The sequence below is a fragment of the Saccharothrix sp. CCNWYY140 genome (assembly GCF_037401995.1).
Taxonomy (GTDB): Bacteria; Actinomycetota; Actinomycetes; order Mycobacteriales; family Pseudonocardiaceae; genus Actinosynnema.
This window is the reverse complement of sequence record NZ_JBBEGC010000053.1, coordinates 35,900-50,913: the sequence shown is the minus strand read 5'-3', so window position 1 is coordinate 50,913 and position 15,014 is coordinate 35,900. Positions and strand designations below refer to the sequence as shown.

Here is a 15,014-nt window from a genome sequence, read left to right as displayed (position 1 = left end):
TTCGCCCAGGCCGGACGGGGAAAGAAACCGAGGCCCTTCCCGTGGTCGCTGCCGCTTGGCGGAACGCAAGAGCCCCCGCCCTTCGGGCGTACCGCCTTCGGCGGAAAAGCGTGCCTTCGGCGAAAAGCGGGCGCTCCGCGCGGAAAGCACGCGGCGGTCGAGTGGTGGGTCAGGCTCACCCGCGGCCGGCGTTACTCGTCTAGGCCACCTGGCTCCGGCGGTGCGCCACGATCGCCAGCACGACCACGATCAGGGCCGCACCGCCGGTCAGGCCGGCCAGCAGCATGGTCCACCCGAAGTACGAAGGCGAGTTCTCCCCGGCGTAGCGGACGGTCGCCTGCAACATCGACGCCTGGCCCGCCTTGGGCGACCAGGCGATCGTGGCCGACTCCTCCTCGCGCCCGTTGGTCTCCACGACCTCGCCCGGGAAGCTGATCTTGACCTGGATGTCCGCCCGCTCCGGCGGCACCTGGGTCAGGTCGACCGACCCGTTCATCGTCACCAGGTCGCCCGACCGGCGGAAGTTCAGCTGGTAGCGGCTCGACGACGCGCTCGTGGCCGCCGCCAGGGCGCGCACCTCGTCGAAGGTCAGGCCGCTGAAGAACAGCTGCGTGCCGGTGTAGTTGTCCTGCGAGTACGGCTTGGTGGTCACCCGGCTGGCCAGCTCGTTGGGCACCCTGAGCTGGGGACCGGGGTCGTTGTCGCGCGTCGGCGGTGTCGCGGCGACGATCTCGCCGGACACGCGGTCGTCCTGCGACAGCGCCATCGCCGCGTGCAGGCGGACGCAGCCCGTCAGCGAGAAGAGCGCGAGGAGCATCACCGGCAGGATCAGCGCTGTGGCCCTGGACACCCGGCCATCCTGCCGGCCGGGTCAAAAGTTGACCGCGCGAGTCCGGTCGTTCGGGCCGCTAATTACCTGTCGGGGTGACGCGACGCGCAGGTAACGTGCGATTCATGGCAACCTCTCCGGCCGGCGTGCACGGCATCAGCAACCAGTTCGTGGTCGAGTACGCCGCGGCGGACCCGTTGACGGCGACTTTCATCGGGACCCCCGGCCACGACGACGAGCTGACCGACTTCTCGCCGGAGGGGCACGCCGCGCGCCACGAGCTCGCGCGGCGCGCGGTCGCCGACATCACCGCCGCCGAGCCCGCGGACAAGTCGGAGGCCGACGCCAAGGCCGTGTTCCTGGAGCGGGTCGGGCTGGAGGTGGAGATCCACGAGGCCGGCCTGTGGGAGGGCGAGCTCAACGTCATCGCCGGGCCGATCCAGAGCCTGCGCGAGGTCTTCGACCTGATGCCCACCGACAACGCCGACCAGTGGGCCACCGTCGCCAAGCGGCTCGCCGCGATGCCCGAGGCGGTCGCCAACCTGCGCGCGGGCCTGGCCCACGCGGCCGACCGGGGCCAGGTCGCGGCGTTGCGGCAGGTCACGCGGGTCGCCGAGCAGTGCGACACCTACTCGGGCCGGACCAACGGCAAGTCCTACTTCGCGAACCTCATCGCGGGCGCGGACGTGGACGCGTCCCTGCGCACCGACCTGGAGGCGGGCGCGAAGGCCGCCGCCGAGGCCTACGCCGACTTCGCGCAGTTCCTGCGCACCGACCTCGCCCCGAAGTCCCCGCGCAAGGACGCCGTCGGCGAGGACGTCTACCGCCTGTGGTCGCGCTACTTCACCGGCGCCCGCCTGGACCTCGCCGAGGCCTACGAGTGGGGCTGGGAGGAGTTCACCCGCGTCGAGACCGAGATGAAGCAGGTGGCCAACCGGATCAAGGCCGGCGCCACGCTCGCCGAGGCCGCCGCCGCGCTGGACGCCAACCCGCGCTACCTGGTGCACGGCCAGGACGGCCTCCAGCAGTGGATGCAGCAGCTGTCGGACAAGGCCCTGCTCGACGTCCGGGACGTGCACTTCGAGCTGCCCGACGAGCTGATGAGGCTCGAATGCCGCATCGCGCCGCCCGGCGGTGGGGTGGGCGCGTACTACACCGGCCCGACGCCGGACTTCTCCCGCCCCGGCCGCATGTGGTGGTCGGTGCCCGCGGACAAGACCGAGTTCTCCACCTGGCGCGAGGTCACCACCGTCTACCACGAGGGCGTTCCCGGCCACCACCTCCAGGTCGCCACCGCCGTCTACCAGGCGGAGAAGCTCAACGACTTCCAGCGCCTGATGTGCTGGGTCTCCGGCCACGGCGAGGGCTGGGCGCTCTACGCCGAGCGCCTGATGCGCGAGCTGGGCTACCTGGAGGACGACGGCGACCTGCTGGGCATGCTGGACGCGCACCTGTTCCGCGCGGCCCGCGTGATCATCGACATCGGCATGCACCTGGAGCTGGAGATCCCCAAGGGCGCCGGCTTCCACGACGGCGAGCGCTGGACGCCGGAGCTGGGCCTGGAGTTCATGCTCACCCGCACCATCACCGACCCGCACCACGTGCGCGACGAGATCGACCGCTACCTGGGCTGGCCGGGCCAGGCCCCCTCGTACAAGCTCGGCGAGCGCCTGTGGCTCGCGGCCCGCGACGAGGCCCGCGCCCGCCACGGTGAGGCGTTCGACCTCAAGAAGTTCCACAAGGACGCGCTGGAGATGGGCGCGATGGGCCTGGACACGCTGCGGGAGCGCCTGAACGAGCTGTGAACGGTGGACGACAGGTGCCCCGGTGTCTGCCTTTACGGCCGTGTCACCGGGGCACCTGTTGCCTATGCTGGGGCACCGAGTTTTCCAGGGGGACGTCATGTCGAGACGAGTCGCGCGGTCCGCTGCGGGCCTGGCCGCGGTGTGCGCGCTGCTGTTCGGCGCCGCCCCCGCACTGGCGCAGGACGAGGTCGTGGACCCCGCCGAGTGGCGGGTGCGGCAGGACATCGTGGACTTCGCGCTCAGCCAGATCGGGGCGCGCGAGGACGGCCCCAACGGCTACCCGCTGAAGTACCAGGCGATCGACCCGGCGATCCGGCGGCCCGTCGAGTGGTGCGGCATCTTCGTCAACTGGGTGTGGACCAAGGCCGGCGTGGAGACCAAGCCGTCGATGGCGCCCGCGCCCGGCGCGCCCGGCGTCGACCAGGGCCATTGGGCCACGTACTGGCAGAAGTGGGGGCAGCAGAACAACCGCTGGCGGCCCCTGTCCTCGGGTGAGGCCGAGATGGGCGACGTGATCGTCTACGGCGAGTACCCGTCGATGTTCGCGCACGTCGGCGTCGTGGTGGAGGTCTCCTACGACTCGACCGGCCGGCACGCCACCCACATCCGGACCGTCGAGGGCAACGTCAGCGACCGGGTCGTCTACACGAAGTGGCGCAAGATCAGCGACCTCGCGTCCGGCGCGGGGCTGAAGGTCAGCGGGTTCGTCTCGCCGTTCTGAGGTCTCTAGTCGAGCGGGAGCGTCCGCCCGAGCACCGCGAACGGTCGCGGGTCTCCGGTGAACTGGTAGTGCCGCAGCACGTCCACGAACCCCAGCCGCCGGTACAGCCGCCACGCCTTGCTCGGGCCTTCGGGCGTGGACAGCAGCACGCGCGAGGTCGTCACGCCGCCCAGCAGGCTGCGCAGCAGGCCCTCGCCGATGCCCCGGCTCTGCGCGCGCGGCAGCACGTGCAGCTCGGTCAGCTCGAAGTAGTCGTGCATCCACTCCTCGACCGCGTGCGGCCCGGCGACGGCGGTCAGGCCGTGCCGCACCTGCTCGTGCCACCACTGGCCGACCGCGCCGCGGTAGCCGTAGCCGATGCCGATCAGCTCGTCCTGCTCGCCCAGCGCCACCACGCACCGCCAGCCGTCGCGCAGCATGTGCGCCAGCCACATCGGGGCGCGCTGCTCGGCCGTGCCGGGCGGGTAGTTCATCGCGCTGACGTAGAGGGCCAGGGCCTCGCCCAGCCGGGAGTTCAGCTCGCGCGCGGAGACCTCGACCAGGCGCTGCGACGGCGCGGCGGTCATCGGGCCACCCGCGCCGGTGTGCCGCCGGTCAGCTCGACCAGGCCCGCGTAGGTGGTGGGGAACACGGCGTGCGGGTGCCCGGCGGCGGCCCACACGACGTCGTACTGCTCCAGGTCCACGTCCACGAACGTCTGGATCGGGGCGGGGTGGCCCAGCGGCGAAACCCCGCCGATGACCTGCCCGGTGTGCTCGCGCACGAAGTCCGGCTTGGCCCGCTCGATGGCGTCGGCCCCGGCCAGCTCGGCCAACAGGTCGGTGTCCGCGCGGTGCGCGCCCGAGGTCAGGACCAGCAACGGGCTCGCGACACCGTCCCGGACCGCGGCGAACACCAGGCTGTTCGCGATGGCCCCGACCGGCACGCCCACGGCCTCGGCCGCCGCGGCGGCGGTGCGGACGGCGTCGGCGAGGACGACGATGCCGTCGGCGGCCTCGTGGTGGCCCGCCTCGGCCAATGCCGCCGCCACCTTTCGGATACCGGGGTGGTCAAGTGCGCTCACCTGTTCATGAGACCACGTGCGGGCGGGTTGAGGAGTAGCGGGTTTCCGGGTTACGCTGGGACGGCTCGAACATGTGTTCGAGCTATGCCTTGGTGGTGGGGCGGGGGAAGCGCCCCACCACCAAGTGCCGCCGTCTCCCCGCGGCGGTCGTCGCTGTCCCGACGCCGCGAGGAGGCCGCAAATGTCCACCGCGACCGACTTCCCCTCCATCCCGCTCCCGCTGCCCCCGGCGTCCGCCGTCAGCCTCCTCGCCCAGTCCCGAGAGTGCTTGCGCGAAGCCGAACGAGCCCCCGACCCCGCCGACCGCTTCGCCGCCGCGTACTTGGGCGCGATGCGCGCGGCAGCGGCAGTGCTGGCACTACGCGGCCGACCGCACCGGGGCAGGGCCAAGCCCACCAGCGTGTGGGTGCTGCTGCCCAGGCTCGCACCGGAACTGTCCGAGTGGGCCACGTACTTCGCGTCCTGCTCTGCGGCGCGAGCGGCAGTGCTGGCCGGCATCACCCGCCAGGTGACCCCGCGCAGCGCGGACGACTTGGTGCGCCAGACGGGCCAGTTCGCCGACCTGGTCGACGAGATCATGTACTCGCGCGAGGACGGGCTGTGACCAAGGGACTTCTCGACTACGCCCGCCTGATCGAGGTGGTGACAGCGGAGACGGAGCTCCTGGCGTCGTCCGCTGAGGGCCAACGCCCCGAACGCCAGGTCCCCGCATGCCCCGGCTTGAACCTCGGCGAGACCGTCCGCCACGTAGGCAGCCTGTGCCGAATGGCAACGGAATGGGTCCGCTCAGGCAGACAACCCACAACCTGGCAACAGGACCCCGACCCCGGCCAGTCCCTCCCCGACTACGTCCGCGCCGCCGCCGGTTCTCTGGTGGAGGCTTTGTCGTCCCGTTCGGCCGACGACCCGTGCGAGACGTGGTGGCCCGCGGACCGGACATGTGGCTTCTGGGCAAGGCGGATCGCGCATGAGGCGACCGTGCACCGGATGGACGTGCAGGCGGCAGCAGGCTTGCCGGTGGACCCGGTGCCGGACGACGTGGCGGAAGACGGTGTGGACGAGGTCCTGACCCTGTGGCTGGGCCACCGCTTGGCAGTGCTGGGCGTACGCGGGACAAGAGACGCCACAGTAACCATCCGCGTAGGCGACCGAGTCTGGCTAACCCACACAGGCCCAACCCCATCACAAGCATGGCGCGCCACCCCAGAGGAGACGGAGTCAGCGGATGCCGAGGTAACCGGCACCCCCATGTCTGTCTACCGCTGGCTATGGGGCCGCATCCCAGACCGCGAGGTACGCCCGGTAGGAGACCACGACGCAATCGCCCAACTCTGGGCTCTGCTGCGACTCGCAACAAAGTGACTACGAACGTGTGACACGCCTAAGCCCCTCTCGGACCTGCGACAATAGGCGGACCGGTCCTCACCCGAGCCCCGACGGCACCCCACCCGATCTTCGCCCGATCGAGTGACATGCCGGTTTGGGAACCGATCAGGGACTCACACGTCCCGTGAATTGAAGGAGCGGGCGGCGCGGCGGACACCCCGAACCCCGGAGGCCGGACGACCCGGACACCCGACCCGGGTAGCCGAGCCGGGCACCCAAGCCGAACAACCGAGCCGGACACCCGAGCCGCGAGCTACCCGGCAGGCAGCCGGGCAGCCGGGCAGCTGGGCAGCTGGGCAGCCGTGCCGCGGTCGCCAGCCGGTTCCGGCGGCGGTCGGGTCGGGCGGGGCGGCGGTCGGGTCGGGCGGCGGTCCGTTCGGCGGCCGTCGGGCTGTGCCGAGGTCGGCGGTCGGGCCGGGTCGGTTGGGCAGTCGGGCGCGGTGCGCGTGCGGCGGTGCGTGTGGTGCGTGGGTGCGCGTGCATGGGTGCTGTCGCCGGGAGCGGACTGTCGCCGCCGGGTCGTGCTGGTCGTGGCGCCGCCGGGTCGTGTCGTGTTGGCCGCTGGGTCGTGTCAGTCGCCGGGGGCGCGTCAGTGGCCGCCGGGGCGTGTCAGTGGCCGGGGTCGGGGCGGTTGGCGGGGGCGTGGCTGCTGCCGTCGTGGGGGTTGGCCTCGGTGGTGGCGTGGGGGTGGGGGTGGGGGAAGGACAGGTCGGCGGTTGTTGTGAGGCCGGTGGGTTTGGCGGTTTCCAGGTGGTAGCGGGCGGATTGGGGGGTCAGAGTCAGGATGGCTATCGAGTTGCCGAAGTGGGGGCCGCTGATCTTGCGCCAGCCCACCGGGTCCGGGGAGACGCCTGATCGGTTCGCGCGCCACCGCAGGAAGCGGGCCAAGGGCTTGGACCAGGACAGGGCGAAGATGGGGCGGAAGATCCACGGCGGGTCGTTGTGGATCGGGGAGCAGACCAGTTGCAGGACCTCGGAGTGCGTGGGGGTCGCGAAGTCCGCACGAGCCGCGTAGCTGTGGTGGACGTCGCCGGACAGGACGCAGATCGTGCTGGGGGCCTGAGGGCCGGTGCCGATTCGGTGAACCAGGCGGGCCAGGCGTTCGAAGGACGCTCGGAATGCGGGCCAGTGTTCCAGGTCGCCTACCTGGCGGACGCGTTCGGCCAGGCGTCCTCGTGGGCCGGGGCGGGCGGCCGATTTCTCGTTGAGGGATTGGAAGTGGCTCAGGGCGTGCGGCATGAGCCACGGTAGGGACGAGCCGATCAGCAAGTGGTCGTAGTCGCCCTCGGCGTTGCGTTCGATCCACTCGAACTCCTCGTCGCCGACCATCAGCCGCTCCGGGCCGTCGAGGATGCGGCCGGCTCGGGTGTCGATCACCAGCAGTCGCACCGGGCCCAGATCACGCCGGTAGCTCCAGCGCGTGGGTTTCCGCCCGTCGGCCTCTTCGTCGGCCTCCTCGGCGAACTCCTCCAGCAGGCCCTGCACGTCCTCGCCGGCCGCGCGCACCTTGCCCCACAACGCGTCCCGCGCCAGCTCGTCCGGGCCGAGGTTGCCCAGGTGCTGGTACACCCAGTACGACGCCAGCCCCGCCCGGATCCGCTGCGACCACCACGGGTACTCCGCCATCCGCGCCCGCCACACCCGCGAGGTGTTCCAGTCGTCGCGGATGTCGTGGTCGTCGAAGATCATCGACGTCGGCAGCACCGACATCAGCCACCGGATCTCCGGGTCCGCCCACGACTCGTGGTACAGCTCGGCGTACTCGCGGAACGACACCACCTCGCCCTCCGGCTCGGGTCTCCGCTCGGCCAGCCACCGCTTGACCTTCGGCGTCGGCTCGTCCGCGTACACCTGGTCGCCCAACAGCAGCAGGGCGTCCGGCCACTCGTCCTCGGGCGCGTCCTTGAGCCGCGCGCCGAACGCGTCCAGCGCGTCCGGCCCCAGCTTGTCGTGTCCCGGCCCGTGGTGTCCCTTCGCCGCACGGCACGAGCCGAACACCAAGCGCCGCACGCCCTTCGTCCGGATCCGGGGCGCGGGGAACGAGTAGTCCGGCGGCGGCCACACGACGTGGTCGTCCAGGCGCACGGTGTAAGGGGTCGTCGTGTCGGGCGTGAGCCCCTCGATGACGACCAGCGCGAAATGCTGTTCCCCCACCTGGAACGTGGCGGCCCGGTGACCGGCGACCTCCACCTCGCAAGCCACGTCGGTCTCCACCCACACGGTGGCCGACGTGGCGTCGACGTGCCGCAGCACCGGACCGAGCACCAGTTCCGCCATGCGAGCAGACGTTACCTTCGCAGCATGGCAACGAGGTTGTACGACGTCGTGGTGGATTCGGCCGACCCCGTCGCGCTCGGCCGGTTCTGGTCCGCGTTGCTGGACAAGCCGATCACCGGGGAGAGCGCCGACGAGGTGGACGTGGCGCTGGGCGAGGGCGTCGAGCTGGTGTTCGTGCCGGTGGCCGACGCGAAGCGGGTCAAGAACCGGCTGCACCTCGACCTGGCGACGACGTCGGCGGCGCACCAGGCGAAGGTGGTGGACCGGGCGAAGTCGCTGGGCGCGCGCGAGGCCGACATCGGTCAGGGGTCGGTGCCGTGGGTGGTGCTGGCCGACCCGGAGGGCAACGAGTTCTGCGTGCTGGAGCCGCGCGAGGAGTACCTGGGCATCGGCCCGGTCGCGGCCGTCGTGGTAGACGCGCTGGACCCGGTCGCGCTGGCCGGGTTCTGGGCGCACGCGACCGGCCTGCCGGTGACGCGGGAGCACCCGGAGTACGCGTCGCTGCGCCGGGAAGGCGGGTTCTGGGTGGAGTTCGTGCGGGTGGCGGAGCCGAAGTCGGTGAAGAACCGGCTGCATTTCGACGTCGTGCCGCCCGCCGACGGCGACCTGCCGCTGGAGGTTGCGCGGCTGGAGGCACAGGGCGCGGTGCGGGCCGACGTGGGTCAGCGCGACGTCGAGTGGGTAGTGCTGGCGGACCCTGAGGGCAACGAGTTCTGCGTCCTCACCCCGCGCTGACGGTCACCCCGGGGGTCGCGCCGCCTCCTCCAGCGGACCCGTCGCCGCCGGGCGCGGCGCGGTGTCGGGCCAGGCGGCCACGACGTCCTCCGCCCACCGTGCCCACCGCAGCACCGCGTTCGCCTGCTCCCACATGAACGCGAACACCAGCGCGTTGACGTGCAGCCGGTCGGGGAACGGGCCGCCCGTGGCGAGCAGGTCGGCGGCCAGTTCGGCGTGGTGCGCGCGCACGGCCTGCGCGTCGGCCCGCACCGCCGCCAGGGTGTCGAGCAGCTGCTCCCGGGTGCCCTGCTCGGCGAACAGCACCTTCACCAGCCCGTCGAACTCGACCTGGGGGAAGCCGCCCGGCGTGGCGAGCCACTCCCGCAGTGCCGCCCGCCCCTCGTCGGTGATCGCGTAGACCGTGCGCGGCCGGCGGCCCACGTGCTCGCGGGTCGCGGTGGCGAACCCCAGCGCGACGAGCTTCTTCGGCTCCTCGTACAGGTGGCTCTCGGCGCGCGGCCAGTAGTACCGGATGCTGCGCCGCATCTGGCGCGCCAGTTCGTAGGTCGACCAGCGGCGCAGCGCCAGCAGACCCAGGATCACGTAGGTCGTCGTCGTCGGCTTCGGCACTTGACGGATACCTCCGAACGGAGGATAAATTTACTCCAGTTGGGAGTATAGGGAGCTTGTCGTGGACGAACCCGCGACCCGACCCCCGCCCCGACCGGTCGTGCGTGACGCCCGGCCGGACGAGTCCGAGGCCGTCGCCGCTCTGCTCGCCGAGGTCTACGCGGTGTTCCGCGGGCACTTCCCCGCCGACGCCTGGGAGCGCTACCTCGGCGAGGTGGTCGACGTCGCCGCCCGCCTGCCGGATTCGGAGTTGATCGTCGCCGACCGCGGCGGCCCGCTCGTCGGGACGGTGGCCTTCTACCCCGACGCGACCCGGTCCGCGCTGGAGCACTGGCCGCCCGGCTGGGCTTCGGTCCGGGCGCTCGGCGTCCGCGCGGACGCCCGTGGACACGGCGTGGGCACCGCTCTCGGCGCGGAGTGCGTGCGCCGGGCCCGGCGGTGCGGCGCGCGAGCGGTCGGGCTGCACACGGCGTCGTTCATGACGTCGGCCACCCGGCTCTACCGGCGCCTGGGCTTCCGCCGCAGGCCCGACGACGACATCGAGATCGGCGAGATGTTCACCGGCCGTCCGCTGCCCGCGCGGTTCTCGTGGCGGGCCACGGCCTACTGGCTGGACCTCGCGGAGGAGTGATCGGTGATGGACAGGTGCGTCCTCGTCCGCCCCGCGGCCGGCGTGCCCGGCTCGACCGGCGTGACCTACGCGTCCGGGATCTCGGCGACCACCGCCGGCGCCCGCGCGCTGTGCCTGGAACTGGCGACCCTGCCGCCGGGCGCCCACGGCAAGCCCCACCTGCACGCCGGCCACGAGTCGGCCGCCTACGTCCTGAGCGGCGAGCTGACCCTGTGGTTCGGCGCCCGGCTGGAGGAGCGGGTCACCGCTCGCGCCGGGGACTTCCTCTACATCCCGAGCGGGGTGCCGCACCTGCCCGCCAACGCCAGTGCCACCGAGCCCGCCGTCGCGGTGCTCGCGCGCACCGACCCGGGCGAGCAGGAGAGCGCCGTCCCGCTCCCCGACCTGGAAGGGCTCGTGACATGAAGGTCGAAGCCAGACTGGAGGACATGGGGCTGCGCCTGCCCGCGCCGTTCCAGCCGCCGCCGGGGATCGTGCTCCCGTTCGAGTGGGTCCGCGTGCGCGGCAACCGCGCCTACATCTCCGGGCACGTCCCGCTGAACGACGACGGCACCCTGGCCCAGCCGCTGGGCAAGGTGGACACCGACGTCACCACCGAGCAGGGGTACGAGGCCGCCCGCCGCGTCGCGATGGCCCACCTGGCGAGCCTGCGCCGCGCTTTGGGTGACCTCGACCGGGTGACGGCGTGGCTGCGCGTGTTCGCGATGGTCAACGTCGCACCCGGCTTCAACCGGACGCCGGCGGTCACCAACGGGTACTCGGACCTGATCCTGGAGCTGTACGGGCCGGACGTGGGTGCGCACGCCCGGTCGTCGATCGGCATGGCCATCCCGCTGGACGCGCCGGTCAACTGCGAGGCCGAGGTGGAGATCGACGGCAGACCGTGGTGACGGTGGCGCCGCACGCGGCCTATTTCCCCGATCTGCTCACCCCGCCGGAGGACCTGTCCGGCATCGACGAGTGCGTCGAGGCCGTTCTGTCGACCGGCCGCAGCGCCTCCGTGCGGAGATCGGCCGGATCCGGCCCGCCCCCGGTGCGCTGATCGGCTACCCGTTCCCGGTCGCGGGGCCGCCCTGGTCGGCGGGACCGGGCCGCTGGTACACGGTCGCCGCCGACGGCTCCGCCCTCCACCTCTGTGCACTGGCGGACTGACGTCAGCGGACGCCGACGGCAGCGGCGAGGGTGCGCAGTTCGCCGCGCAGCCGCTCGGCGTCGTCCACGTCGACGCAGCCCGTGGAGACCCACACCGACAGTCGCTTGGTCTCGGGGAGGTTCAGGCGCAGGCCCGAGTTCTCGTCGACGGTCATGACGTAGCCGCGTTCCCCCATCCCCGCGTCCTTGCGGATCTTCACCTCGACCGCGGCGGCGGTGGCCTCGGGCAGTTCGCGGCTCTCCAGGACGAGGTGCAGTTCGACGAAGTGGGGCGAGGGGCCGAGGATGCCGTTGCGGCGCTCGCACCGCCAGGTGCGGAAGTCCACGGCGACGCCGGGCAGGGTCTCGTAGTCGCGGAACCTGGCGGCGAGGGTGCGCAGCGCGGCGGAGGTCGCCTCGGTGGAGGCCTGTTTGCGGTAGGTGGACCGGTCCGCCAGCTCCAGGCTCAGCAGCCCCGCGACCAGCGCCCACACCGACAGTGCGCACGCGAGCAGGCCGCCGGGCACGCCGAGCCGGGGCGTGCAGTCGCGGGCGGGGTAGCTGCCGTCGAGGCCGTAGGTGGGCTCGACGTCCGGGCGAGCGGCTTGCAAGGCCTCGACGAACGCCCGCTGTCCGGACGAGTCGCGCCACCGGGCGCGGACGCGGCCGTGGTTGGTGTCGACCTCCACGACCTCGCGGGCGAACTTGGTCGAGTTCTGCGCGGCCACGATGAGCCCGATGACCAGCGAGTTCGGCAACCAGAACGCGAGCCAGAACGGCTTGGCGGACACCCAGCCGGTGCGGGCGGAGGTGATCGAGCCGTACGGCACGCGCCGACCGCCCAGCACCAGCGCGTCCTCCTCGAAGACGGCGTGCCGGGGCCACCGCACGGCGTGGAGGGCGGCCACTGCGGCGACGACCAGGTCGGCGGCGGTGAGGTACCAGTAGAGGCTCCGCTCCGGGGTCTCGGTGATGCCCCAGATGTGCAGCGCGGCGCACGCCAGGGCCACCGCGACGACGCTCCACGCCCACAAGCCGGCTCTGGACAAGGGAATTCGTCGGGTCACGGAAGTATCGACGCCTGCCGTGCGACGGCGGTTTCCCGCTGCCCGCCGGAAACTTCCGCGTCCTCCGGCCGGGCGGCCGTTCGAGGTAGCGGCGGGGCGGGCAGGTGGTCTACAGTGCCGCAGTATGCAATATATCAGTCGGGCGCTGTACCGTGACCAGGCGCTTTCCGCGATCCGCGACGCGATCCTGGGCGGTGACCTCGCGCCCGGCGAGGCGATCAAGGACGTCGAACTGGCCGAACGGCTCGGGCTGTCCCGCACGCCGGTCCGCGAGGCACTGGCCCGGCTGACCGACGAGGGCTTGGTCGAGTCCAAGCCGCACAGCTACACCCGCGTCACTCCGTTGCGCACGGCACCCGTCCGGGACGCGTTGGCCGTCGTGCAGGCGATGCACGCACTTGCCGCGCGTTTGGCCGTGCCGCGCATGGGAGACGACGACCTGGTCGCCATGCGCACGGCCAACGCGAGGTTCGCCGCCGCGTTGGACGCCGGAGACGTTCCGGCGGCGCTCGCGGCGGACGACGAGTTCCACGGCGTGGCGGTGCGGTGCGCGGACAACTTCGCCGTCGCCGCCACGATCGACCGCTACACGCCCCTGGTGCGCCGGCTGGAACGGCTGCGGTTCGCGGGCGCGCCCGGCCGGCACTCCGTGGTGATGCACGACGAGATCGTCACCGCTTGCGCCGGGGGCGACGCCGACCTGGCGGCGCGGCTGGTCGAGCGGAACTGGGCGACCCTGTTCGACCTGCTGGAGGAGAACTGACATGGCGCTGCGCGACTTTCCCCGATACCCGCTGACCTTCGGTCCGTCGCCGGTGCACCCGCTGGAGCGGCTGACCAGGCACCTCGGCGGCGCGTCGGTGTGGGCGAAGCGGGAGGACTGCAACTCCGGGCTCGCCTACGGCGGCAACAAGACCCGCAAGCTGGAGTACCTGGTGGCCGACGCGCTGGCCACCGGCTGCGACACGCTGGTGTCCATCGGCGGCGTGCAGTCCAACCACACCCGGCAGGTCGCGGCGGCGGCGGCGCGGGTCGGGCTGAAGTGCGTGCTGGTGCAGGAGAGCTGGGTCGACTGGCCGGACGCCGTGTACGACCGGGTGGGCAACATCCTGCTCAGCCGGCTCATGGGCGCCGAGGTGCGGCTGGTCGAGGCGGGGTTCGGCATCGGCGTGAAACCCGCGTGGGAGCAGGCGATCGAGGACGTCCGAGCGGCCGGCGGCACGCCGTACCCGATCCCGGCGGGGGCGTCGGACCACCCGTTGGGCGGGCTGGGGTTCGCCGGGTGGGCAGCGGAGGTCGAGCAGCAGGAAGCCGAGTTGGGCGTCCGGTTCGACACGATCGTGGTGTGCTCGGTGACCGGCAGCACGCAGGCGGGGATGGTCGCCGGGTTCGCGGGCAGCGGCCGGCGGATCATCGGCATCGACGCCTCGGCGGAACCGGACGACACCCGGGCCCAGATCACGCGCATCGCGCAGGCCACCGGCAAGCTGCTGGACGTCGAGGTGGCCGAGTCGGACGTGCTGCTGGACGAACGGTTCCACGAGGGCATCTACGGCGTGCCCGGTGAGTCCACTGTGGACGCCATGAAGTTGGGCGCGCGCCTGGAGGGCATGATCACCGACCCGGTGTACGAGGGGAAGTCGTTGGCGGGCCTGGTCGAACTGGTCGGCTCCCGCGAGATCCCCCGCGACTCGACGGTCCTGTACGCCCACCTCGGCGGCCAACCGGCACTCAACGCCTACAGCAGCCTCTTCCGCTGACCCGCTGCTGGACGCGTCGTCCGGCAGCGGTCGGCGGGGTCGGCGGATGGTGGCTACCGGTGGGTGGCGGGCCGGCTGGCGGGTGCTGAGTGACCGGCGGTGCTGAGCGGCTTGTTGGGTGCTGAGCGGGCAGTGTCGGGTCAGAGTTGTCGGGTCAGCGGTGCCAGAGGTCGTGGGCGGTGCGGCCCGGGCGGAAGCCGCATGCCTCGACGACGGCCGCGGCCTGCTCGAAGCCGTGGCCGACGAGGGTCGGTTCGTGGGCGTCGCTGCCGAACGCCACGGCGTCGCCCCCGGCCTCGCGCCACCACCGGACCACGTCGGCGTGCAGCGGCACCTTGGTGTTGACCTCCAGCGCCCTGCCGCTGCCCGCCAACGCCCGCAGCACCGTGCGGAACTCGTCCTCGAACGCGCCCGGGTCGTAGCCGGTGGTCGGCCATGACCGCACCGGGTAGTCGACGTGGGCGAGCACCGCGAACGGCACGGACGACTCCACCAGCCGCAGCACCTCGCCGAGGTACTCGCGCATCAGGTCCGCCTCGGCCACCCGACCGTGCAGGGTCTCGGCCTCCCACGCGCCGCCGTCGTGGCGCAGGGCATGCACCGACCCGAGGACGCGGTCGAACTCCCCGGCCCGCAGCAGGTCGGCGGTGCGCTCGGGGTGCCAGTGCGGCTCGCTCAACTCGACCCCGGACAGCACCGTCAACCCCGGGAACCGCTCCCGGCACCGCTGCACGCACTCCAGGTACCCGCGCACGTCGAGGTCCGGCGCCTCCAGCACGCCGTCCGGCCGCAGCCTGACCCGGAAGTGCTCGGGCAGCCGGGGCACGAGCTCGTCCGGGATGCGCCACGGTGTCAGGTCCGCGTGCTCGGTGAAGGCGACCGAGGGCAGACCCAGTTCGACGGCCCGCGCGCAGGACGCCTCCATCGAACCGAGCACCGTGTCCCACGACCACTCGGTGTGCACATGACCGTCACCCGGAAGCCCCATGCCGCCAAC

General features: G+C 72.2%; 18 protein-coding genes. 11 read left to right on the top strand and 7 right to left on the bottom strand.

Annotated elements, in window-relative coordinates; translation table 11 throughout:
• Window positions 1-199: 199 nt before the first annotated feature.
• Entirely contained in the window at window positions 200-850 is a 651-nt protein-coding gene (locus WBN91_RS22720; protein WP_337726046.1) for a DUF3153 domain-containing protein, read from the bottom strand.
• Between the two features lie 104 nt (window positions 851-954).
• Here WBN91_RS22720 and WBN91_RS22715 point away from each other — a divergent pair, with 104 nt between their 5' ends.
• Both WBN91_RS22715 and WBN91_RS22710 read left to right on the top strand, forming a co-directional pair.
• Window positions 955-2,634, top strand: coding sequence for a DUF885 domain-containing protein (locus WBN91_RS22715; RefSeq protein WP_337726047.1), 1,680 nt, complete (start codon window positions 955-957; stop codon window positions 2,632-2,634).
• Window positions 2,635-2,731: 97 nt separating this feature from the next.
• Window positions 2,732-3,355 carry a CHAP domain-containing protein gene (locus tag WBN91_RS22710; RefSeq protein ID WP_337726048.1) on the top strand — a complete coding sequence of 208 codons (624 nt, stop codon included), beginning with the start codon at window positions 2,732-2,734 and terminating at the stop codon, window positions 3,353-3,355.
• Window positions 3,356-3,360: 5 nt separating this feature from the next.
• Here the strand turns inward: WBN91_RS22710 and WBN91_RS22705 are convergent, their stop codons facing one another.
• Together WBN91_RS22705 and WBN91_RS22700 are read right to left on the bottom strand one after the other, a co-directional pair.
• Window positions 3,361-3,921 (bottom strand): GNAT family N-acetyltransferase, encoded by a 561-nt coding sequence (locus WBN91_RS22705; protein WP_337726049.1) that lies wholly within the window; start codon window positions 3,919-3,921, stop codon window positions 3,361-3,363.
• Entirely contained in the window at window positions 3,918-4,418 is a 501-nt protein-coding gene (locus WBN91_RS22700; RefSeq protein ID WP_337726050.1) for a YbaK/EbsC family protein, read from the bottom strand. Before WBN91_RS22700 ends, WBN91_RS22705 begins: the two co-directional genes overlap by 4 nt.
• 181 nt (window positions 4,419-4,599) lie before the next feature.
• Here WBN91_RS22700 and WBN91_RS22695 point away from each other — a divergent pair, with 181 nt between their 5' ends.
• Both WBN91_RS22695 and WBN91_RS22690 read left to right on the top strand, forming a co-directional pair.
• On the top strand, window positions 4,600-5,022 hold the full coding sequence (locus tag WBN91_RS22695) for an SAV_6107 family HEPN domain-containing protein (protein WP_337726051.1): 423 nt from the start codon (window positions 4,600-4,602) through the stop codon (window positions 5,020-5,022).
• A complete protein-coding gene (locus WBN91_RS22690; protein WP_337726052.1) occupies window positions 5,019-5,780 on the top strand; it encodes a maleylpyruvate isomerase family mycothiol-dependent enzyme in 762 nt (253 codons plus the stop codon). Before WBN91_RS22695 ends, WBN91_RS22690 begins: the two co-directional genes overlap by 4 nt.
• Window positions 5,781-6,413: 633 nt before the next feature.
• Here WBN91_RS22690 and WBN91_RS22685 read toward each other — a convergent pair.
• Window positions 6,414-8,081 carry an alkaline phosphatase D family protein gene (locus WBN91_RS22685; protein WP_337726053.1) on the bottom strand — a complete coding sequence of 556 codons (1,668 nt, stop codon included), beginning with the start codon at window positions 8,079-8,081 and terminating at the stop codon, window positions 6,414-6,416.
• A 24-nt stretch (window positions 8,082-8,105) separates the two neighbouring features.
• On the opposite strand from WBN91_RS22685, the gene WBN91_RS22680 reads away from it, so the two are divergent.
• Window positions 8,106-8,816, top strand: coding sequence for a VOC family protein (locus WBN91_RS22680; RefSeq protein ID WP_337726054.1), 711 nt, complete (start codon window positions 8,106-8,108; stop codon window positions 8,814-8,816).
• A 3-nt stretch (window positions 8,817-8,819) separates the two neighbouring features.
• Here WBN91_RS22680 and WBN91_RS22675 read toward each other — a convergent pair whose 3' ends face one another.
• On the bottom strand, window positions 8,820-9,428 hold the full coding sequence (locus tag WBN91_RS22675) for a PadR family transcriptional regulator (protein ID WP_337726055.1): 609 nt from the start codon (window positions 9,426-9,428) through the stop codon (window positions 8,820-8,822).
• A 61-nt stretch (window positions 9,429-9,489) separates the two neighbouring features.
• Here WBN91_RS22675 and WBN91_RS22670 point away from each other — a divergent pair, with 61 nt between their 5' ends.
• From WBN91_RS22670 to WBN91_RS22655, 4 genes are read left to right on the top strand one after another with little or no spacing between them, the layout of a single operon-like run.
• On the top strand, window positions 9,490-10,059 hold the full coding sequence (locus WBN91_RS22670) for a GNAT family N-acetyltransferase (RefSeq protein WP_337726056.1): 570 nt from the start codon (window positions 9,490-9,492) through the stop codon (window positions 10,057-10,059).
• A 6-nt stretch (window positions 10,060-10,065) separates the two neighbouring features.
• A complete protein-coding gene (locus WBN91_RS22665) occupies window positions 10,066-10,464 on the top strand; it encodes a cupin domain-containing protein (protein WP_337726091.1) in 399 nt (132 codons plus the stop codon).
• Complete coding sequence (locus tag WBN91_RS22660) at window positions 10,461-10,949, top strand: RidA family protein (RefSeq protein ID WP_337726057.1); 489 nt, start codon at window positions 10,461-10,463, stop codon at window positions 10,947-10,949. Before WBN91_RS22665 ends, WBN91_RS22660 begins: the two co-directional genes overlap by 4 nt.
• A gap of 2 nt (window positions 10,950-10,951) precedes the next feature.
• Complete coding sequence (locus tag WBN91_RS22655) at window positions 10,952-11,101, top strand: hypothetical protein (protein WP_337729399.1); 150 nt, start codon at window positions 10,952-10,954, stop codon at window positions 11,099-11,101.
• Window positions 11,102-11,213: 112 nt separating this feature from the next.
• Here WBN91_RS22655 and WBN91_RS22650 read toward each other — a convergent pair whose 3' ends face one another.
• On the bottom strand, window positions 11,214-12,239 hold the full coding sequence (locus WBN91_RS22650; RefSeq protein ID WP_337726059.1) for a hypothetical protein: 1,026 nt from the start codon (window positions 12,237-12,239) through the stop codon (window positions 11,214-11,216).
• Window positions 12,240-12,381: 142 nt separating this feature from the next.
• Here WBN91_RS22650 and WBN91_RS22645 point away from each other — a divergent pair, with 142 nt between their 5' ends.
• A complete protein-coding gene (locus WBN91_RS22645) occupies window positions 12,382-13,020 on the top strand; it encodes a GntR family transcriptional regulator (RefSeq protein ID WP_337726060.1) in 639 nt (212 codons plus the stop codon).
• Between the two features lies 1 nt (window position 13,021).
• Entirely contained in the window at window positions 13,022-14,017 is a 996-nt protein-coding gene (locus WBN91_RS22640; protein ID WP_337726062.1) for a 1-aminocyclopropane-1-carboxylate deaminase, read from the top strand.
• Between the two features lie 154 nt (window positions 14,018-14,171).
• On the opposite strand, the gene WBN91_RS22635 is transcribed toward WBN91_RS22640, so the two are convergent.
• Window positions 14,172-15,005 (bottom strand): PHP domain-containing protein, encoded by an 834-nt coding sequence (locus WBN91_RS22635; protein ID WP_337726063.1) that lies wholly within the window; start codon window positions 15,003-15,005, stop codon window positions 14,172-14,174.
• Window positions 15,006-15,014 lie beyond the last annotated feature (9 nt).

What these genes read in the sequence shown, in the direction of transcription:
- WBN91_RS22635 (WP_337726063.1), bottom strand. Translation starts at nt 15,005, where the DNA reads ATGGGGCTTCCGGGTGACGGTCATGTGCACACCGAGTGGTCGTGGGAC.
- WBN91_RS22660 (WP_337726057.1), top strand. Translation starts at nt 10,461, where the DNA reads ATGAAGGTCGAAGCCAGACTGGAGGACATGGGGCTGCGCCTGCCCGCG.
- WBN91_RS22695 (WP_337726051.1), top strand. Translation starts at nt 4,600, where the DNA reads ATGTCCACCGCGACCGACTTCCCCTCCATCCCGCTCCCGCTGCCCCCG.
- WBN91_RS22645 (WP_337726060.1), top strand. Translation starts at nt 12,382, where the DNA reads ATGCAATATATCAGTCGGGCGCTGTACCGTGACCAGGCGCTTTCCGCG.
- WBN91_RS22640 (WP_337726062.1), top strand. Translation starts at nt 13,022, where the DNA reads ATGGCGCTGCGCGACTTTCCCCGATACCCGCTGACCTTCGGTCCGTCG.
- WBN91_RS22680 (WP_337726054.1), top strand. Translation starts at nt 8,106, where the DNA reads ATGGCAACGAGGTTGTACGACGTCGTGGTGGATTCGGCCGACCCCGTC.
- WBN91_RS22685 (WP_337726053.1), bottom strand. Translation starts at nt 8,081, where the DNA reads ATGGCGGAACTGGTGCTCGGTCCGGTGCTGCGGCACGTCGACGCCACG.
- WBN91_RS22710 (WP_337726048.1), top strand. Translation starts at nt 2,732, where the DNA reads ATGTCGAGACGAGTCGCGCGGTCCGCTGCGGGCCTGGCCGCGGTGTGC.
- WBN91_RS22715 (WP_337726047.1), top strand. Translation starts at nt 955, where the DNA reads ATGGCAACCTCTCCGGCCGGCGTGCACGGCATCAGCAACCAGTTCGTG.
- WBN91_RS22665 (WP_337726091.1), top strand. Translation starts at nt 10,066, where the DNA reads ATGGACAGGTGCGTCCTCGTCCGCCCCGCGGCCGGCGTGCCCGGCTCG.
- WBN91_RS22705 (WP_337726049.1), bottom strand. Translation starts at nt 3,921, where the DNA reads ATGACCGCCGCGCCGTCGCAGCGCCTGGTCGAGGTCTCCGCGCGCGAG.